The 20,509-nt window shown below is 64.1% G+C and carries 10 protein-coding genes; 2 read left to right on the top strand and 8 right to left on the bottom strand.

From position 1 onward, the window contains the following. Positions 1 to 4 precede the first annotated feature (4 nt). Positions 5 to 1,099, bottom strand: coding sequence for an alkene reductase (locus KW842_RS00195; protein WP_218302080.1), 1,095 nt, complete (start codon positions 1,097 to 1,099; stop codon positions 5 to 7). Positions 1,100 to 1,305: 206 nt separating this feature from the next. Further along, on the bottom strand, positions 1,306 to 5,061 hold the full coding sequence (locus KW842_RS00190) for an ATP-binding protein (protein ID WP_218302079.1): 3,756 nt from the start codon (positions 5,059 to 5,061) through the stop codon (positions 1,306 to 1,308). A gap of 103 nt (positions 5,062 to 5,164) precedes the next feature. On the opposite strand from KW842_RS00190, the gene KW842_RS00185 reads away from it, so the two are divergent. Next, positions 5,165 to 9,508, top strand: coding sequence for a DEAD/DEAH box helicase (locus tag KW842_RS00185; RefSeq protein WP_218302078.1), 4,344 nt, complete (start codon positions 5,165 to 5,167; stop codon positions 9,506 to 9,508). 55 nt (positions 9,509 to 9,563) lie between these two features. Beyond that, positions 9,564 to 11,579: an AsmA family protein gene (locus tag KW842_RS00180; RefSeq protein ID WP_218302077.1), complete on the top strand. Its 2,016-nt coding sequence runs from the start codon at positions 9,564 to 9,566 to the stop codon at positions 11,577 to 11,579. Here the strand turns inward: KW842_RS00180 and KW842_RS00175 are convergent. The 6 genes from KW842_RS00175 to KW842_RS00150 form a co-directional block, all read right to left on the bottom strand. Further along, a complete protein-coding gene (locus tag KW842_RS00175) occupies positions 11,576 to 12,910 on the bottom strand; it encodes a sigma-54 dependent transcriptional regulator (protein WP_218302076.1) in 1,335 nt (444 codons plus the stop codon). The two genes, KW842_RS00180 and KW842_RS00175, sit on opposite strands and share 4 nt — an antisense overlap. After that, positions 12,907 to 14,742 (bottom strand): ATP-binding protein, encoded by a 1,836-nt coding sequence (locus KW842_RS00170; RefSeq protein WP_218302075.1) that lies wholly within the window; start codon positions 14,740 to 14,742, stop codon positions 12,907 to 12,909. Before KW842_RS00170 ends, KW842_RS00175 begins: the two co-directional genes overlap by 4 nt. Positions 14,743 to 14,776: 34 nt before the next feature. Further along, complete coding sequence (locus KW842_RS00165; protein ID WP_229223409.1) at positions 14,777 to 15,769, bottom strand: porin; 993 nt, start codon at positions 15,767 to 15,769, stop codon at positions 14,777 to 14,779. Positions 15,770 to 15,792: 23 nt separating this feature from the next. After that, the gene (locus KW842_RS00160; protein WP_218302074.1) at positions 15,793 to 17,040 is read right to left on the bottom strand and encodes a dicarboxylate/amino acid:cation symporter; all 1,248 of its coding nucleotides are present in this window, start codon (positions 17,038 to 17,040) and stop codon (positions 15,793 to 15,795) included. Positions 17,041 to 17,252: 212 nt separating this feature from the next. Further along, positions 17,253 to 19,631 carry a glycoside hydrolase family 127 protein gene (locus KW842_RS00155; RefSeq protein WP_229223408.1) on the bottom strand — a complete coding sequence of 793 codons (2,379 nt, stop codon included), beginning with the start codon at positions 19,629 to 19,631 and terminating at the stop codon, positions 17,253 to 17,255. Between the two features lie 100 nt (positions 19,632 to 19,731). After that, positions 19,732 to 20,445 (bottom strand): hypothetical protein, encoded by a 714-nt coding sequence (locus tag KW842_RS00150; protein ID WP_218302073.1) that lies wholly within the window; start codon positions 20,443 to 20,445, stop codon positions 19,732 to 19,734. Between the last annotated feature and the right edge of the window lie 64 nt (positions 20,446 to 20,509).

The raw sequence follows: 20,509 nt of genomic DNA, 5'->3' as shown, positions 1-20,509 counted from the left end.
GGCCTCAGCCCAGCGCTGGATAGTCGGTATAGCCGCGCTGCATGCCACCGTAGAACGAGAACGGTTCAGGCTCGTTGTACGGGCCGCCGGCGGCAATGCGCGCCACCAGGTCCGGATTCGCCACATACTGGCGGCCGAACGCCACCATGTCCGCCTTGCCATCCTCCACCAGCCACTGCGCAGCTTGCGGCGTCAGGCCAGCGTTGGCCATCAATACGCCGCCATAGTTGGCGCGCACCAGCGCCAGGATCTTCGGCATATCCGGCACACCGCCCCAGGCATTGGTGTCGGCGCCGTGGATGTAGGCGATGCCGTATGCGTTCAGCATGCGGGCGACATAGCCATAGGTCTCGGCCACATTAGGATCGGCAGCATTGTTATATGCCGCATAGGGCGAGATACGGACACCGATGCGCTCTTTCGGGAATACCTCCAGCACTGCTTCGATCACCAGGCGCAGGAAGCGCGCGCGGTTCTCAACGCTGCCGCCGAATTCGTCGTCGCGGCGATTCACCCTCGGCGACAGGAATTGCTGCACCAGATAGCCATTGGCCGCATGGATTTCCACGCCGTCCAGTCCTGCGCGCAGCGCGTTCTGCGCACCGGTGCGGAATTCGGCGATGGCTGCGTACACCTCCTCGTTGCGCATGGCACGCGATGGCGAGGCGTAAATGCGGGTGTAGTAGCCGTTGCGCAGCGCGCCATACACCTGCAACAGACCGAGATCATCATTCACGCCCGATGGCGACAGCGGCTCGGCGCCCTTGAGCAGCGCGTACGAGCTGACACGGCCGCTGTGCCACAATTGCATGAACATCTTGCCGCCGGCGGCGTGCACCTGTTCCGTCACGTGGCGCCAGCCCGCTACCTGTGCATCGCTGTGAATGCCGGGCGCCAGTTCAAACGCAGCAGAGTTGGGCGAGACATTGGTAGCCTCGCTGATAATCAGGCCCGCCGTGGCGCGCTGCGCATAGTATTCGGCGTTCAGCGCAACCGGCACACCATCCTCGCCGGAGCGTGCGCGGGTCAGCGGCGCCATGGCGACACGGTTGTTAAAGGTCAGGTCGCCGATCTGTATCGGTTGCAGCAGCTTGGTCATGGTCGAAACTCCTGTGGGTAAAAGATGAACCACTGTATCGCCCACGCCACGCGCTGATAAGACAGCGCTACGCGTCAACACCTTTGCGTAGAACGCAACGGCGCTGATCCCTGGGCTCCAGCATCACGCATCGGTGGAAAACCTGGCAGAGGTGGCAGGCATGAGCAACCGTAATTTCGCGCCCCAGTTCGTCAAAGAGATGGGTGTCAAGCCGGCGGAGTTGGTGCAGCGCATCCGCGTGGATGCGTCTGGTGTTCGCGGGCCGTCTGTAGCAAGGCTTCCAGCCGGCCAAGGTCGACCGGCTTGGTCAGATGCTGCTCGAAGCCGGCTTCGCGCGCCCGCTGGCGATCCGCTTCCTGGCCGTAGCCAGTCACTGCGAACAGGCACAGGTCTTCTTTACCCGGCAACTCGCGCAGGCGCACCGCCAATTCATAGCCATCCATCCCCGGCAAGCCGATGTCAAGCAGCGCGATCTGCGGCTGAAGCACCGGCGCCACCGCCAGCGCGGCCGGTGCACTGAACACCACCTTGACGGTATGCCCCAGCAGCTCCAGTCCCTCGCCCAGCGCGCGCGCCGCATCCTCGTTGTCATCCACCACCAGTATCGACAGACCGCCGTGTACCGAGCGTACCGGCACCGGCGACTGTGCAGCGACTGGCGCATCGTCCTGTCCCTGCCATAGCGGCATGCGCACGGTAAAGGTACTGCCGCAGCCAAGTCCATCGCTGCGCGCTTCCACACTGCCACCGTGCAGCGCCATCATGCTGCGCGCAATCGCCAGCCCCAGTCCGAGGCCGCCCTGCGAGCGGTTCAATGCCTGGCGCGCCTGCGTGAAGCGCTCAAACACGGGCCCGATCATGTCCGGGGCGATGCCGATGCCGTTGTCCTGCACCTCGACCAGCACCTGATCCGCCTCACGCCGCGCGGCGACGATCAGTCGTCCACCCGGCTCGGTGTACTTGGCGGCGTTGGTCAGCAGATTGGCCACCACCTGCGCGCAGCGCACCGGGTCGGCCAGCACCAGCATGCCGGTGGCGGGCGCCTGCAACACTACTTCATGGCGTTTTTGTTCGATCAGCGGGCTGGCGATTTCAATGGCACGCGAGATCACCTCGGCCATCTCCACCACTTTCCGGCTTAGTTGCACCTTGCCCTCGGCCACGCGCGACACGTCGAGCAAGTCGTCCACCAGCGCCACCAGGTGCCTGGTTTGCCGTTCGATGACAGCACGCTCCTTGACCGCGAAGTCGACGCCGCGCATGCGCATCAGTTGCAGCGCGGTGACGATAGGCGCCAGTGGATTGCGCAGCTCGTGGCCCAGCATGGCGAGGAATTCGTCCTTGGCGCGGCTGGCCGCTTCCGCCTCCCGCTTGGCGTTGGCCAGCTCGGTGACCTCGAACGCCACCACCGCCACACCTTGCGGCTTGCCCGCATCGTCCAGCAAGGGCTGATACACGAAATCGAACCAGCATTCGCTCAGCTCCTGATCCGGCGCGCGCTGCAGGCGCAGCTGCACCGAGCGGCCCACGTAGGGCTGACCGGTCTCCAGTACGCCGTCCAGCAATTCATAGATGCCTTGCGACTCCAGCTCCGGGAAGGCCTGGCGCATGGTCAGTCCAAGCAGGGGGCGCGGCCCGACCAGGATCTGATAATAATCATTGGCCTGCTCAAACACATGTTCCGGTCCGTTCAGGATGCAGATCGCCACCGGTGCCTGGCTGAACACCGATTGCAGCCGGCGCGCCGCAGCGCCTTCCACCACGCGCATGCGCTGGCGCAGCCGCAGCACTTCGATGCGCGCCGCCAGCTCGCGGGCGGAGAACGGCTTGACCAGGTAATCGTCCGCGCCAGCCTGCAAGCCTTCCAGCCGCGCCTCTTCGCCGGCGCGCGCGGACAGCAGCATGAAGGGAATATCCCGCGTGGCCGGATGCGCGCGCAAGGCCGCCAGCAGGCCAAAACCGTCCAGCTGCGGCATCATGACGTCGGACAGGATCAGGTCCGGCGGATCGCGTTCGATGATGGCCAGCGCCTCCACGCCGTTGTTACAGACCTGCACCTGCCATTGCGGCTGCAACAGCCGTTGCAGGTAGTCGCGCATGTCGGCGTTGTCGTCCACCACCAGCAGCCGTCCATGCATGGCGCTGTCCTGCTCGTGCGTGGCTTGCCGCTGTACCCATCCCTCCGCCTCGGCCACATAGACTTCGGCCACGGCGGACAGCGACGTTCCGGCCGGCGCCGCGCTATTAACCTGCAACGGCGGCAGGTGCGCGCAGCCGAGCGGGATGGCGACGCTGAACACACTGCCGCGTCCCAGCACACTCTCGACACCGATCTGGCCGCCATGCAGCTGCACCAGGTCATGCACCAGCGCCAGGCCGATGCCCGATCCCTCATGGGTGCGCGAGCGCGCGCCCTCTACACGATGGAAGCGCTCGAACAAATGCGGCAATTGGTCGTGCGGTATGCCTGCGCCGGTGTCGGACACCTCCAGCCGCAACTGGTCGCCAAGCACCCGCTGCCGCACCCTGATCTCACCCTCGAAGGTGAACTTGAAGGCGTTCGACATCAGGTTCAGGACAATTTTCTCCCACATCTCCGCGTCCACATACACCTGCGCCGGCAACGGTACGCACTCGACTTCAAGCCGCATGCCCGCCCCTTCGATGGCCGAACGGAAGCTGCTGGCCAGGTCGCCGGTCAGCGCCGCCAGGTCGACCGGCGCGAAGCTGGCGTGCGCGCGGCCAGCCTGCACGCGCGAGAACTCCAGCAGCGTGTTGACCAGTTTTTGCAGCCGCAGCGCGTTACGCTGCATCAGCAGCACGCGCTCCCGCTGCGGCGGCGGCAGCGGCGCAGCGTCATCCGCCAGCGCGTCGTTGGCAGGGCCCAGCAACAGCGTCAGCGGGGTGCGGAATTCGTGGCTGACATTGCTGAAGAACTGGGTCTTGGCCTGATCCAGCTCGGCCAGCTTGTCGGCGCGCAGCCGCTCATCCTCGGCCGCGCGCGCGTGGCGGATGGCGTTGCTGGCCTGGTTGGCGATCAGCTCCAGGAAGCCGCGATAATCGGCGTCCAGCTTGCGCGCAGAACTCACGCCCAGCACCAGCGCACCAATCGATAGTCCTGGTCCGCTGCCCTGCAAGGGCAGCACCAGCGCTTCGCGCAAAGGCTGCTGCGCCAATCCCAGCGGCAGTCCGGATGGCGGTGAGCGCCCATCCAGCGCCACCAGCTGCGCGACGCCGCCGGCAATCACCTGATCCACCGCGAACAGCGCATGTGCATCGGCGATGTCGGCGTGCGTGGCGTGCAGCCGCCGCGCGGGCTTGCCTACATCCGCCAGGTACAGCTGGGCGAACGGAATGTCATCCGGATTATCGGCGATCGTGGCCAGCGCGATGGCGCAGGCGCCATGCACGGTCTTTTCCTGCAAGGTGCGGCTGTTCAGGTCCGACAAGGTGTGCATGCGGCGCTCGTTCAGATGGCGGCCGGTGACATCCAGATTGGCGCAGAACAGGCCAGCCACTGCGCCCGATTCATCGCGCACCGGGCTATAGGAGAAGGCGTAGAAGGTCTCCTCCAGCGATTCGCCGCGCCGCATGAACAGGCGCACCTGGTCGGCCATGGTGGATTCGCCATGGGCGAACACCTTGTCGATCAGCGGGCCGCAGTATTCCCAGATTTCCGACCACACCTCGATGGCCGGCCGGCCCAGCGCCCACGGATGCTTGGCCATGCTAAGCACATCGATGTACGCGTCGTTGTATAAAAACGTCACCTGCTCGCCCCAGCCTATCCACATCGGCTGCGGCGAATTGAGCATCAGGTTGATGACCGTCTTCAGGCTGTGCGGCCAATTGGCGATCGGCCCCAGTGGCGTATTCTCCCAGTCATGCGCCCAAATACGCGTTCCCAGCTCGCCGGGAGCGCTCAAAAACAGTGGTAAACCTTTGGGGACCTGGGTAGTCATGACGCTTAACGGTTCATTATTTACAATGTTTTCTAGCTTATCATGCTCGTCACTGCCGGTGGCGTCTGGTTGATATCCCCCGCCCCGCCCTCACATAGCGCTTATGACCGACGACTTGCCCGCCCAGCAGCATCAGTTCCATCCGGCCGTGACGGCATGGTTCGACGCGGCCTTTGCCAGCGCCACCGAGGCGCAACGCCAGGCGTGGCCGCTGATCCAGTCGGGCCGCAACACGCTGATCGCCGCCCCCACCGGCTCTGGCAAGACTCTGACCGCCTTCCTTGCCGCCATCGACGCGCTGGTGCGCGACAGCCGCGAGGCGCCATTGCCTGACCAGACGCGGGTGCTGTACGTATCGCCGTTGAAGGCCCTGTCCAACGATATCCGCGTCAACCTGCTGTCGCCGCTGGAAGGCATCGACGGCCAACTTCAGGCCATCGGCCAGGCGCCGCACGGCATCCGCAGCGCGGTGCGCACCGGTGACACCACGCAGGCCGAACGCAACGCCATGCGCCGCCGCGCGCCGCATATCCTGGTCTCGACGCCTGAATCGCTGTACGTGATGCTGGGGTCGGATAGCGGCCGCGCCATGCTGGCCGGCGTGCGCACCGTGATCGTTGACGAGATCCACGCGGTGGCGGGCAGCAAGCGTGGCAGCCACCTGTCCCTGAGCCTGGAGCGGCTGGACGCCTTGTGCGAGCGGCCGCCAGTGCGGATCGGGCTATCCGCCACGCAGAAGCCGATCGCGGTGGTGGCCGAATTCCTGGCCGGGAACGGGCGCACTTGCGCGGTGGTCGATGTCGGCCATGTACGGGCGCGCGACCTGAACCTGGAACTGCCGCCGGTGCCGTTGGACGCGGTGATGGCCAACGATGTGTGGGAGCGCGTCTACGACCGGCTGGCCGAACTGACCGTGATGCACAGCACCACGCTGATCTTCGTGAACACGCGGCGCATGGCCGAGCGCATGGCGCGCCATCTTGCCGACCGGCTGGGCACAGAGCATGTGGCCGCGCACCACGGCAGCCTGGCAAAAGAATCCCGGCAGGATGCAGAACAGCGCCTGAAGCGCGGCGAATTGCAGGTGCTGATCGCGACTGCCTCGCTGGAGCTGGGCATCGACATCGGCGATGTGGACCTGGTGTGCCAGATCGGCTCCCCGCGCAGCATCGCCTCCTTCCTGCAGCGCGTCGGCCGTTCCGGCCACCACGTCGGCGGCATGCCCAAGGGCCGGCTGTTTCCCACATCCCGCGATGACCTGATCGAATGCGCAGCGCTGCTGGACTGCGTGCGCCGCAATGAGCTTGATGCGTTGCGCATTCCGCCCGCGCCGCTGGATGTGCTGGCGCAGCAGATCGTCGCGGAGGTAGCCTGCCGCGAATGGCGCGAGGACGAGCTGTTTGCACTGGTGCGGCGCGCCTCGCCGTACGCCCGGCTGGAACGCCAGCGCTACGACCAGGTACTACGCATGCTGACCGAAGGCTATACCAGCCGCCAGGGCGTGCGCGGCGCCTACCTGCACCGCGACACGGTAAGCGGCACCTTGCGCGGCCGGCGCGGCGGCAAGATGACGGCGGTAATGTCCGGCGGGACCATACCGGACAACGCCGACTACACGGTGCTGCTGGAGCCGCAAGGCCAGAACATCGGCACCGTGCATGAGGATTTCGCGGTGGAGAGCCTGGCCGGCGATGTTTTCCAACTCGGGAATACCTCCTACCGCATCCAGCGCATCGAGGCAGGCAAGGTGCGCGTGGAAGATGCGCATGGCGCCGCGCCCAACATCCCGTTCTGGATCGGCGAGGCGCCAGGCCGCTCGGACGAACTGTCGGCCGGTGTGGCACGCCTGCGCGGTGAAATCGATCAGCTGCTGGCCGGTGAGGATGGTGAGGCGGCACTGGAACGGGTAGTGAACTGGCTGTCCACCCATCTGGCGCTGCGCGATGATGCGGCCCGGCAGATCGCCGGCTATATGACCCGCTCCCGCGCCGCGCTGGGCGCCCTGCCTACCCACGACACGCTGGTGATGGAGCGCTTCTTCGACGAATCCGGCGGCATGCAGCTGGTGCTGCATGCGCCCTTTGGCAGCCGCGTGAATCGCGCCTGGGGCCTGGCCTTGCGCAAGCGCTTCTGCCGCACCTTCAACTTCGAGCTGCAAGCGGCGGCGACGGAGGATGCGATCGTGCTGTCGCTGTCCGAGAGCCATAGCTTTCCGCTGGACGAAGTCTGGCGCTACCTGCGCTCCGCCACCGCCGAACATATTCTGATCCAGGCCTTGCTGGATGCGCCGCTGTTCAATGTGCGCTGGCGGTGGAACGCCACCACCGCGCTGGCCCTGCCGCGCTTTACCGGTGGCCGCAAAGTCGCGCCGCAACTGCAACGCATGAAAAGCGACGACCTGCTGGCCGCCGTGTTCCCCGACCAGGCGGCATGCCTGGAGAATATCGTCGGCGAGCGTGAACTGCCCAGCCATCCGCTGGTGGACCAGACGCTGGACGACTGTCTGCACGACGCCATGGACAGCGAAGGCTGGCTGGCGCTGCTGCGGCGCATGGAGGCCGGCGAGGTACGATTGCTGGCGCGTGACCTGCCAGCGCCGTCGCCATTGGCAATGGAAATCCTGAATGCACGCCCCTACGCCTTCCTCGACGATGCGCCGCTGGAGGAACGCCGCACACAGGCGGTGCTCAACCGCCGCTGGAGCGATCCCGCCGCCACCGATGACCTGGGCGCGCTGGACGCAGGCGCAATTGCCGCCGTTGCGGACGAGGCCTGGCCGTCAGCACGCAGCAGCGATGAAATGCACGAAGCCCTGATGGCGCTGGCCGGCGTCACGCCCGCCGAGGCGGCGCGCCAGGAAAGCTGGCCAGTGTGGCTGGACGGCCTTGCCGCCACTGGCCGCGCCACACGTCTGCAAGATGCCGCAAGCGGCGCGGAGCTTTGGGTGGCACGCGAACGACTGGCATGCCTGCAAGCCGCCTATCCGGCCGCCCTTGCCACGCCGGCGCTGGACCTCCCCGGCGATGACGATGCCTGGACGCGGGACGCGGCGCTGGTCGAGATACTGCGCGCACGCCTGAGCGGCTTTGGGCCTCAAACCGTGACGGCGATCGCGCAGCCGCTTGCACTGCCTGCCTCCACCGTCACCATCGCGCTGACGCAGCTGGAAAGCGAAGGCTATGTGATGCGCGGCCGCTTTACGCCTGGCGCCGCGGAGGAAGAATGGTGCGAGCGGCATCTGCTGGCGCGCATCCACCGCTATACCATCCGCAATCTGCGCCGCGAAATCGAGCCGGTCGAACGCCAGGACTTCATGCGCTTCCTGTTCGAGTGGCAGCACCTGACGGCGGATGCGCAGTTGCAGGGCATGGACGCGCTGCCGCAAGTGCTGGCGCAGCTGGAGGGCTATGAAGCTGCGGCCGGCGCATGGGAAAGCGATGTATTGGGATTGCGCGTGCGCGATTATTCTGCGCTATGGCTGGATGAGCTGTGCCGGGCCGGTAAAGTCGTCTGGACCCGCGTGGGCGCGCCCGCCAGCGCAGCCGGCGGGCCGGTGCGCAGCACGCCGCTGGTGCTGCTGCCGCGCCGCCAGCTGGGGCTATGGCATGCACTACCGGCCGTGGCTGCCGAGGTTGAGGTATCGCCGCGCGCCGCGCGCGTACTGGAAACCCTGCAACGCCACGGTGCCATGTTTTTCGACGAGCTATCGCACGATGCGCGCTTGCTGCCGGCGGAACTGGAAACCACGCTGGGCGAACTGGTGGCGACTGGCCTAGTCAACGCCGACAGCTATGCGGGCCTGCGCGCGATGCTGGCACCAGCCAGCAAGCGCGCCAGCATCGACAAGCGGCGCCGCCGAGGCGCCGGCCCGACCATGGAAGAAGCCGGCCGCTGGGCGCTGGTGCGGCGCGGCGACAACGTCACGATCAAAGTCCGCACCAGCGAGCCGGCAGCAAGCACGGCGCCTGGCCGCAGGCCACGCACCGATCCGGAAACGCTGGAGCATATCGCCATGACGCTGCTGCGCCGCTACGGCGTCATGTTCTGGCGTCTGCTGGAGCGCGAAGCCAGCTGGATGCCCAGCTGGCGCGAACTGCTGCCGGTATATCATCGGCTGGAAGCACGCGGTGAAATTCGCGGCGGCCGCTTTGTCGCCGGCTTGTCGGGCGAACAATTCGCCCTGCCGGAAGCCATACCGCTGCTGCGCGAGATGCGCCGCAGGCCGCACGACGGCGGCTACGTCTGCATCTCGGCTGTCGATCCACTCAACCTGTGCGGCACGCTACTCCCCGGCGATAAGGTGCCTGCACTGGCCGGCAACCGCGTGCTGTTCCAGGATGGCCTGCCGGTTGCGACGCAAATCGGGGGCAAATTCCACTATGAGGCCAAGGCCGGGAGCCGCGAGCTGCTGCATGCCTGGCTGGTCGGCAAGCAAGCCAGCTTTTAGTCTACCGTGGCGTACCGCACATAAGCTTCCGCGCGTGAAGCGTAGCATCGGTTGCATGAAAAAATCGCGCCCAATCAAAATTATCGCAGGCTTGCTCGCCACGCTGCTACTGGTGCTGGTAGCGATCGTCATCTTCGTGCTGACCTTCGACTGGAACCGAGCCCGCCCCTGGATCAACCAGCGTGTCTCCGACACCATCGGCCGTGAGTTCGCCATCAATGGCGATCTGCGCGTGCACTGGGAGCAAGGCGACGCCGCCGAAGCAGGCTGGCGCCGCTACGTGCCGCGTCCACGCATCAGCGCCAATGATGTCTACGTCGCCAATCCCGGCTGGACCACGGCCGGCCCCAGACTGGCCAGCGCCGGCAACATCACCGTCGCACTGCACCCGCTGCCGCTGCTGCACAAGGAAGTAGCGATCACCGATCTCGCCGTTGAGAAAATCACCGTGGCCGCGCAACGCCGCGCCGATGGCAGCAACACCTGGACCTTCAAGGACAACGGCCCCTCAGAATGGGAAGTCGATATTCAGCGCCTGACGCTGGGCGAAGGCGACCTGCGCTACATCGACGACGGCATCAAGCTGGACTTGCGCGCCAAGGCCACCGGCATCAACCAAGGCCCGGATGCGCAAAAATACGGCATCAAGTTTGACCTGAGCGGCAGCTACCGCAATGCGCCGGTCACCGGCGGCGGCAAGCTCGGCAAAGTGCTCGCGCTGACCGACGAACACACCAACTTCCCGGTACTGGCCAACGCCAGCCTCGCCAAGAACAAGATCGGCGTCGAAGGCTTTCTTACCGATCCACGCTCGCCTGCAGGGCTGGACCTGAAACTTTCGCTCGGCGGTGCCAGCATGGCCGACCTGTATCCGCTGACCGGCGTGCTGCTGCCAGAGACGCCACCCTACGCCACCACCGGCCGCCTGATCGGCAAGAGGTCCGGCGCCGTCTGGAACTGGACCTATAAAAACTTCACCGGCACCGTCGGCGGCAGCGACCTGGAAGGCACGCTGGCCTACAGCCCGCGCAAGCCACGGCCACTGCTGACCGGCGAGCTTACCTCGCGCCAGCTGCGCCTGGAAGACCTGGGTCCGACCATCGGTGCCGAGAGCAATGCCGGCAAGGCCAAGCGCAATAAACCGCAAAACCAGCCGGAAGACAAGGCACTGCCGGTCGAGCAGTTCAACACCGCCAAATGGGATGCGCTGGACGCCGACGTCAAGTTCACCGGCAAAAAACTGGTGCGCACCCACGACATTCCGCTGAACGACATCCAGGCCAATATCAAGATGAATAACAAGGTGCTGACGCTGACGCCGCTGAACTTCGGCATGGCCGGCGGCGACATCACCTCCAATGTCAAGCTGGATGGCCGCCAGAAACAGATCGACGCGGAAATCCGCATGGCCGCGCGCCACCTGAAGATCAACCAGCTGTTCCCGAAACTGGAGTCGATGCAGGCCAGCGTGGGTGAAGTCAGCGCCGACGCCGCACTGGCCGGCAAAGGCAACTCGGTATCCGCCATGCTGGCCTCCTCCAGCGGCGAGCTGGGCGCGACCGTCAGCGAAGGCTCGGTCAGCAAATTCATCCTGGAAGCGGCGGGCCTCAATATCGCCAACCTGGTGTTCGTCAAACTGTTCGGCGACAAGCAGATTCAGTTGAACTGCCTGGCCGGCGACTTCGTGGTGGAACATGGCCGAGCTGAAGCGCGCCGCTTCGTGGTGGACACGCAGGAAGCGGTCATCAACGTCAGCGGCAATGTCAATCTGGCCAAGGAAACCCTGGACCTCGACGTGCGTCCGCAGACCAAGGGCGTGCGCATCGTCTCGCTGCGCACGCCGCTGTACGCCAAAGGCACGTTCACCGATCCGAAAGTCGGGCCGCAGGCGGGACCGCTGGCGCTCAAGGCCGGGGCCGCCGTGGCGCTGGCCACCGTAGTCAATCCGCTGGCCGCCGTGATCCCGCTGATTAATACCGGCAAAGTGGATTCTGTGGATTGCGCAGCCCTGCTGGCGGAAGCCAACAAGACGCGCTTTGAAGCCAAAACGCAGCCGGTGAAGAAGCGCTAAGCCTTGTATTCATCCGCTGTCAGCCCATACTTTTGCATCTTGTAGTACAGCGTCTGCTTTGGCACGCCCAGCGCAAGGCTGACTGCGGTGACGCTGCCGCCAGCCTTGCGCAATTCCTGCTCGATGACGGCGCGCTCAAAGCCGCCCACCTGGTCGGCCAGCGGCACCGGCTCCGGGCTGCGCTCGGACAGCAGGCCATCCGCTCCGCTGGACAAGCCGAGCACATAGCGCTCGGCGATATTCCTCAGCTCGCGCACATTGCCCGGCCAGTTGTGCGCCATCAGCGCCTGCATCAGCGGACCGGGCGCGGGCGGCGCCTCGCGCTTGTAGCGCGCCGCCGCACCGAGCAGAAAGTGCTCGAACAGCAGCGGGATGTCCTCGCGCCGTTCGCGCAAAGGCGGCAGGTTCAGGATGATCAGGTTAAGGCGGTAGTACAAGTCGCTGCGGAATTTCTGCTGGTCCGACCATTCTTTCAGATCGACCTTGGATGCGGCAATCACGCGCACATCGACTGGCACAGGATTATTCGAGCCGAGGCGTTCGATATAGCGCTCCTGCAGCACCCGCAGCAGCTTGACCTGCAAGGCCATCGGCAAGCTCTCGATCTCGTCGAGGAACAATGAACCGCCATCGGCATGTTCAATCTTGCCGATCTGGCGTTTGCCGGCGCCGGTGAAGGATCCGGATTCATGGCCAAAGACTTCGCTTTCGAAAATCGTCTCCGGAATCGCACCGCAATTGAGGGCGACGAAATGACGCTGGCTGCGGCGGCTGAACTGGTGCAGGCAGCGCGCCACCATCTCCTTGCCGGTGCCTGTTTCGCCGTAGATCAGCACATCGGCCGGTTCGTCGGCCAGGTCTAGTATCAGCTTGCGCAATTCGCGCATCGGCGCGGAGTCGCCCAGCAGCGTGGCTTCGATGCCCTCGCCGTGCGCGATGCGGTGGCGCAGCGCCGCCACCTCCAGCATCAAGCGCCGCGTTTCCAGCGCGCGCTGCACCACATCGGTCAGCTGTTCTGACGAATATGGCTTGGCGATGAAATCATACGCGCCGTTGCGCATTGCGCCGACCGCCATGGTGATGTCGCCATGGCCAGTCACCAGCACCACCGGCAATTGCGCGTCGATGGCCTTGGCGGCCGCCATGAATTCTAGCCCGCTCATGCCGGGCAGGCGGACATCGCTGACCACCACGCCGGCAAAACCGGGAGTGATGCGCGCCAGCGCCGGCTCCGCCGCGTGGAAGGCCTCGACATCAAACCCCGCCAAGTCCAGTGCCTGGACACTGCCCGCACGCACGGTGGCGTCGTCTTCGATCAATAAAACTTTCATGCTGTCTCCTGCTCCGCCAAGGGCAAGTCAATCACAAAGCGGGCCCCGCCTGATGCAACTGCCTCAACGGCTTCGGCGCGCAGCTCGCCGCCGAATTCGCGGACGATCTGCTCGGAGATCGCCAGGCCCAGCCCCAGTCCCTTGCCTTGCGGTTTGGTGGTGAAAAATGGTTCAAACAAATGGCTACGTATTTCTTCCGGTATGCCAGGCCCGCTATCGGTGACCACGATCCGCGCCCGCCCATGCACGCGCTCGACGTTCACCGTCAACTGGCGGTTGTCGCAATCGGCCATCGCATCCAGCGCATTGTTGAACAGGTTGACCAGCACCTGCTCCAGCCGGTTGCTGTCGCACAGCGCGTGCACCTGCTGATCGCGCACCTGCATGCGGAAGTTCACTCGTTCCTGCTCCACGCGCCGCTCCACCAGAAACAGCGCGGCGGTGATTGCGGCGGTTACCGGCACGGCAGCCAGGCTGGCGTCCGACTTGCGGGCGAACTGGCGTAGCTGGCCGGTCAGCGCGCCCATGCGCGCCACCAGTTGCGAGATCGTGGACAGATTGTTCTTTGCGTCGTCCAGCCTTCCGCGCTCGATCAATACCTGCGCATTGTCGGACATGGTCCGCAGCGCGGTCAGCGGCTGATTCAATTCGTGCGTCATGCCCGCTGCCATCTGTCCCAGCACCGCCATCTTCCCGGCCTGCACCAGCTCACTTTGCGCGCGGCGAAGCTTCTCTTCGGCCGCGCGGCGCACGCTGTTTTCCTCGCTCAGGTTGCGCGTCATCTCCTGCAAGCTGGCGGTGCGTTCGACAACCAGCACCTCAAGATGATCGCGCGTCTGCTGCCGCTGACGTGCATACAGCACCAGCATCAGCAACAGCGCCTGCACCAGCAAGGCGAACAGGAACACATTGCGGGCACTGGCGCGGGCACTGCCCAAGTCGGAAAGATAGACAAAGCGCCACTGGCGCGGGGCCAGCGAGCGTGTCTGACTAAGCAAGGGTGTGCGCCCGCTTTCCGGCAGCGTAACCAGCGCCGCGCCGCCACCCAGCTGGCGCGACTCGCGCTGTCCCAACGGCGTCAGCGCGTGGGAAAAATACTGGCGCGACTCCTCCATCTCGCGCATCGCCGCCGGCGTCAGCGGCTTCAGGGTGCGGTACTTCCACTCGGGCACGGAGCTGAGAAACACCACACCCCTGGCATCGGCTAGCAGTACCTTGTCCGCGCCCTGCTCCCAGCCCTGCTCCAGCCGCTCGATATTTACCTTGACGGTGGCGACACCCAGCATCCGCCCCTGGTAATAAATCCCGTGTGCGAAAAAATATCCCGGCTCGCCGCTGGTGGTGCCCACCCCGTAAAAGCCGCCGGGCACGCCGCGCAAGGCGTCGCGCACATAGGGGCGGAAAGCGACGTGGTCGCCGACAAAGCTTTGCCGCGAACGCCAGTTGCTGGCGGCCTGTGTTACGCCTTTCAAATTGACGATGTAAATGGTGGTCGAGCCGGAGCGGCGGTTCAGCTGCTCCAGGTAGGCATTCACCTCGCCGCGCAGGGCCTCGTCGCCGGGACGCTGCAGCAGCGCGATGACATCCTTGTTCAGCTCCAGCGTGCCGGGCAGGAAGTCATACTTGGACAGCAGATTCTCCAGGCTGACCGCATAGCCATCAAGCCGCTGCGCGCCTTGCACGCGCAGCTTGTCGATCGCCGACTCATGCGCCCAGCGGCCCGCCAATCCAGCGATGGCAAGGGCGATGGCCAGTCCCACCACCCACAGCGTCAGCCGCCGCCATAGCCGGATTGCCGGCCGCGCGGATGTCGCGGTGTGCGATGTTGCCATAGTCTCCCCTGCGTATTGTCATCTGTGATTAGCATTAAAACACATGACGTACACCCAGGTTAAGCCCGGTAGTGCCGGAACCACTGTCCGCCGCCGTGCCGACACGGAAAGCAGCGCCATTGCTGTTGCTGATATGGCCATAGGCCGCGTAGACATCAGTACGGCGCGACAGGCTATGCGCAATGCCTATCGCCGCCTGGCGCGCATGCTGCCCCACCCCGCTGCTGTCATGATGATCAATGACAGAGGCAATCAGCTTGTTCGCGCCGGCCAGTTGCGCGCTAAAACCCAGCAGCGTGTCGCGGCTTTCCACACCCAGCAGGTCACGGTTGCGCACATGCGCCGCATGGCCAGTGATATCGCCAAAGCGGTAGCGTGCCGCCAGCATGGTGTTCCGGCTGTTCGCGCTGGCGGCGGTGTTGTTGCGCTGCTGGTGCACCAGCACCACGGTCAACGCGCCCTCTTCATAGGTGCCGCTGGCGCCAAGGTAGCGGTACTTGCTGGTGTCGCCAGCCACTTCGCCCAAGCCATATTGGACATCGGCCGAGAAGCCGGCCACGCGTGGCGTGATGTATTCCACCGTGTTGCTGACGCGCGTCGTGCCGTCAAAGATATTCTGCGCATTGCCAGCCATGCCGGTGGCGAACGGGTCGGCCACGTTGTTCAGCACCTTGTAGAACGGCGTGTACTGGTGGCCGATGCTCAGCGAACCGGCGTCGCCAGTCAGGCAAATCAGGGCCTGGCGGCCAAACAGCGCACCGTTTTGCTTGGCTGCGCCGGTGTCGATGGAATAGCCGTTTTCCAGCACAAAGGTCAGCACCGTGCCGCCGCCCAGGTCTTCCCTGCCCTTGAAGCCGAGGCGGGAGCTGGAGGCGACGCCGCTTCCAACTTTCTGGACAGGACCGGCGTCGCCGCCGCGCTCCAGCACCATGCCCGCATCGGCCACGCCGTACACGGTCAGCGACGATTGGGCGTGCGCGCTCAGCGACGCCAGCGCCATAGCGCTCATCAGATACTTTTTCATCATTGTGTCTCCGCTTTTAATTGTTTTTATGCCGCTGGTTTTTCATCTTCCAACGCGCCTTCCCACTTGGCGACGACCGCAGTGGCAACCGCGTTGCCGACGGCGTTGGTGGCCGAACGGCCCATGTCGAGGAACTGGTCAATGCCCATCAACAGCAGCAAGCCCGCCTCTGGAATGTGGAACTGGTTCAGCGTGGCGGCGATCACCACCAGCGACGCGCGCGGCACGCCGGCGATGCCTTTCGAGGTGACCATCAACAGCAGCAGCATGGTGATCTGCGTGCCGAGCGACAGTTCAATCCCGTAAGCCTGGGTGATGAACAGCACGGCGAAGGTGCAGTACATCATCGAACCATCCAGGTTGAACGAATACCCCATCGGCATGACGAAGCTGGAGATCTTGCGCTTGACGCCGAACTGGTCCAGCGCCACCAGCAGCTTGGGATAGGCTGCCTCGGAACTGGCGGTGGAGAAGGCCAGCAGGAACGGTTCGCGGATCAGCGCGATCAGGCGGAACACGCGTTTGCCGATGAAGGCAAAGCCGCCCAGGATCAGCAACGCCCACAGGCACACCAGCCCCAGATAGAAGCCACCCATGAATTTCGCAAAAGTGCCGAGTATCGCCAGTCCATTGGTGGTGATCACCGACGCCATCGCCGCAAACACCGCGACCGGCGCCAGGTTCATGATTACGCCGGTGATGCGCAACATGACTTGCGCCAGCTGATCAACCACATTGGTCAACTGGCGCGCGGACTCGCCCAGCGCGCCCAAGGCGCCGCCGAAGAAGATGGCAAACACCAGCACCTGCAGGATTTCGTTGTTGGCCATCGCTTCAATCGGCGACTTCGGCACCATGTGGGCGATGAAGTCCTTCAGCGTGAAGGCGGCGGTTTTCAGTCCGGTGCTGGCATCGGCCGGCGGCAGCGGCAAGCCAAGGTGCGCACCCAGTTGCAGCATATTCGACAGCACCATGCCCAGCGTCAGCGACACCAGAGAGGCAATCACAAACCAAGCCATGGCCTTCAGGCCGACGCGTCCGGCCGCCTTGCCATCGCCCATATGCGCGATGCCGACAGCCAGCGTGGAGAAGACCAGCAGCGAAATGATCATCTTGATCAGGCGAAGGAACACATCGGTGACGATGGAAATATGCGCGGCGATGTCGGCGCTGAGCTTTTTATCGGCGATGGTTTCGTGGCAGGCGTAACCGACGGCCACGCCGAGCACCATCGCGATCAGGATATAAAGCGTTAAGGGGCGGTTTTTTTTCACTGTCTCCTCCAATTTTCTTGTCGTTGTATTCCCGGCGAGCACCGAGATTGGGGCTTTGAATAGCAATGGCTGTGCCAGCGCAAAACGGCGCCCGCAAGCGCCGTAAGCCTTTGACTTGGAAGGAGATTCTTTTGGGAAATTGCGCTACAGCAATCAGTGCAGCGCAACTATCCAGACGCCAGAATGGCGGTTTGTATGAAAAGTTGGACGAGCTATGTTGCGGTGGCGGTGAACAGGCGCACGCCGAATACCGGTCCAGCGGTGTGGCCAGGCTCCGGATCGAAGCGCACCACCACGCTTTTCTTGCCGCTGGTGAAGCGTTCCGGCAGCGGATATTCGCGGTCGATAAACACGCCCGGATGACTGCCATCCAGCTTGACCCGCGCAACCCGTTCGCCGTCAATGCTGATGTGGAAATCGCGGTTGCGCTCCTCGCCCCAGTAGCTGGCTTGCAGCACCAAGGGACCATCGGCGCACTTCATGCGGAAGCTGAAAAAGCCGCCGGTGCGTGCATCGCGGCCATTGCGGCCACGGTAGGACACTGGATACGAGATATCCGATTGCAGGTCGTGATCGCGCTCGGGCTGCATTTCGCCGAGGTGCATCACGTCCACCGAACGGTCGGCCAGGTCTTTCAGGCGTGCCTCCTCCTTGCGGAAAGCGACTTCCGAGGCCGCCCATTCCGCCTCCGTGTAGGCGTTGAAGTAGACTGCCGCGCGGCGTTCATACTGCGAGAAGAACGGCGTGAACTTCATATCGCCCGGCCGCCCGCTGCCAACGCTGCGGTACACCGCCCTGCCCTTGTCCGATTCCGCGAACGAGCCGAGGATATTGGCGCCCACCAGCGCCGGTGCCACGCCGCCGTATGGCTGATCCGATGCGCCCAGGTCCGCCGCCAGCACCATCGGGCCGCGCAGCAGCGCCACCACCTTGTCATTGCCGGCGGCAGATTCCAGACGCAGGTCCAGCGGCAGCGACAGGCGCACCGTGTCGCCGGCCTTCCAGCGGCGGCGTATCAATGCGTAGCCCTTTTCCTTGCTGGCCGCGTGCGGCTTGCCATTGACCAGTATCGTGTGCTTGCTTGCCCACGCCGGAACGCGCAGCGCCACCGTGAACTGGCGCTGTCCCGCAAGGCCTCGCAGCTTCAGATTGATATCGCCATCATAGGGATAGCGGGTAGTCAGCTCCAGCTTGGCGCCGGTGGCTTTCCACGCCACCGTCGATGGAATGTACAGATTGACGAACAGCGTATCGCCATTCTCCCAATAGATCGAATCACCATGCTTGGCATGGCTTTCCATGCCGGACAACACGCAGCACCAGAAGTCGTTCTCTTCGCTGGAATATTCACGCGCTACGCCGGACATCAGCGGCGTCATATAGGTGAACATGCCGGTGCGCGGATTCTGGTGCGCGAGGATGTGATTCAGGTGGGTGCGTTCGTAGTAGTCAAAGTAGGCAGCGTCCGGCGCCCAGCTATACAGGTGCCGCGTCATCTTCAGCATGTTATAGCTACAGCAGGCTTCGCAGGTCTGCTCGGTGATGTGCGCGGCGATGGTGTCCGGCGCGGAAAAATATTCACGGTCGCCGTTGCCGCCGATGACGTAGCTGTGGTGGCGGGTGACGCGCTTCCAGAAGAAGTCCACGGCGGTGGCGTCGCTTTCGCGGCCGGTCAGTTCGTGCAGCCGTGCGAGGCCGATCAGTTTCGGTATCTGCGTGTTGGAGTGCAGGTTGGCCAGTTCGTCGCGGCCTTGCGTCAACGGCAGCAGCACCTTGGTGTGATACAGCCGCTGCGCCAGCGCCAGCCAGCGCTTGTCCTGCGTGCGCGCATACAGTTCGGCGAAGCTTTCGTTGATGCCGCCATGCTCGCAGTTCAGCACCTGCTGCACTTGCTCGTCATTCAGCGCGGCGAATACCTTATCGATATAGCCCGCGAGGCCGATCGCCACTTGCAGCGCCTGTTCATTGCCGGCATAGCTTTGCGCATCGAACAAACCGGCAAATACCTTGTGCCAGTTATATAGCGGCACCCAGCAGCCATTCAGGTCAAAGCCTGCCGAACGGATCTCGCCGCGCATGATTTCGGGGAAGATCTCCTTGCCGTCAACCACCTTGCCGTCTTTGCGCTTGCGCATAAAGCCGGCGATATAGCCATCGCCCTGCGCCTGCTGCACGCGCGCCAGTTCGGCCACGATGTAGTCGATGCGCGGCTTCAGCGCTGGTGCGCCGGTCTGCGCATGCATCAAGGCCAGTGCAGACAGGTAGTGACCCAGGCCTTCGCCGGCGATGGTGTCGGACTCCCAGCCGCCATAGATCGCCCCCTTGGTCGGCAGATCGGCAAAGCGGTGGTAGTTATGCAGGAAGCGATCAGCGCTCAAGCGCAGCAGATAGGCTTGATTGGCCTGCACCGCGTCTGCATACACCGATGGCAGTAGCCGCACCGAGGATAGCGGCAACGCCTTGGCTGATGCGGGTACGGCACCACCGGCGGTGGCCGTCGCCGCCTGGACACTGAAGCCGGAAGCCAACCCCAGGCTGGCTGCTCCCTGCAAAATCAAGCGGCGTTGCTGGAAGGACGGAGACGGTCGCATAGCTATCCTCAAGTATCGATATCCCGATAATGTACGCCCTGCCGTCTCTCACGTCTTGTTTGTCAGGTTCACAAACAATGACGAATTCTGCACAAACTGCCTAACGCTGCGCGCCGCAGGAATCCGCAATGCGGGTCATGCGGCTGGTGGTGACGTTCTCGAACATGGTGGCGTTAGGGCTGATGCCCGCAGCTTTGGCCGCGGCCGCATTGGCGGCGACATCTCTGGCGAAGGAATCTTTATTCTTCTCGAACTGCGCCAGCGCCTGTCTGGCCTCCGCACGCTGTTCCGGCGTGCCTTCCTTCATGGCGCGTTCCAGACCTGCGCGTACGATACTGAGTGTGCCAGCTGCTCCCTGCGGGCTGGCGCCAACATTTTTCTGCGCGATCCGCGTCTCCGATCCCCAGGTCTTGGCGTCGATCTTGCGCATGGTGGTGGTGATATCTCCGAACCCGCAACTACTCTTGAACGTGGCCACGCCGCCACTCACCACTGCGGGTGCCGAGGTGCAGCCTGCTTGCACCATCTGCGCCGGCACTTCTTTCGCCCCTGCTTTCACGCACACCGTCACCGGACCATCGCCCTGGTACTGCTGGGTGCTTGATGGGCCGCCGTTGACGCTGCCGCTGCGGGTGATGCCACCGGTGGCACCGTTCTCCCGCGTCTGCACCGATACCGGTGTGCCGCCAGCGGTATTCATCTGGCTATCGGTGTCGACACGATAAAGACCGGGTGGCGGCATAAAATCGTCCGCTGCGTTGACGGCGCCGGCAACGGCGAGTAGGCATGCTGCATAGATCGTTTTGAAGTGCATTGGAATCCCCACGCGAAAAGTGTGATGGAAAATATAACATCACCACCGTTTCCAGTGCGCACAA

The organism is Duganella sp. sic0402 (assembly GCF_019219065.1).
GTDB lineage: Bacteria > Pseudomonadota > Gammaproteobacteria > Burkholderiales > Burkholderiaceae_D > Rugamonas.
Note: the sequence above shows the minus strand (reverse complement) of the source record. Positions and strands in the feature narration are given on the sequence as shown.

What these genes read in the sequence shown, in the direction of transcription:
- KW842_RS00195 (WP_218302080.1), bottom strand. Translation starts at nt 1,099, where the DNA reads ATGACCAAGCTGCTGCAACCGATACAGATCGGCGACCTGACCTTTAAC.
- KW842_RS00190 (WP_218302079.1), bottom strand. Translation starts at nt 5,061, where the DNA reads ATGACTACCCAGGTCCCCAAAGGTTTACCACTGTTTTTGAGCGCTCCC.
- KW842_RS00185 (WP_218302078.1), top strand. Translation starts at nt 5,165, where the DNA reads ATGACCGACGACTTGCCCGCCCAGCAGCATCAGTTCCATCCGGCCGTG.
- KW842_RS00180 (WP_218302077.1), top strand. Translation starts at nt 9,564, where the DNA reads ATGAAAAAATCGCGCCCAATCAAAATTATCGCAGGCTTGCTCGCCACG.
- KW842_RS00175 (WP_218302076.1), bottom strand. Translation starts at nt 12,910, where the DNA reads ATGAAAGTTTTATTGATCGAAGACGACGCCACCGTGCGTGCGGGCAGT.
- KW842_RS00170 (WP_218302075.1), bottom strand. Translation starts at nt 14,742, where the DNA reads ATGGCAACATCGCACACCGCGACATCCGCGCGGCCGGCAATCCGGCTA.
- KW842_RS00165 (WP_229223409.1), bottom strand. Translation starts at nt 15,769, where the DNA reads ATGATGAAAAAGTATCTGATGAGCGCTATGGCGCTGGCGTCGCTGAGC.
- KW842_RS00155 (WP_229223408.1), bottom strand. Translation starts at nt 19,631, where the DNA reads ATGCGACCGTCTCCGTCCTTCCAGCAACGCCGCTTGATTTTGCAGGGA.
- KW842_RS00150 (WP_218302073.1), bottom strand. Translation starts at nt 20,445, where the DNA reads ATGCACTTCAAAACGATCTATGCAGCATGCCTACTCGCCGTTGCCGGC.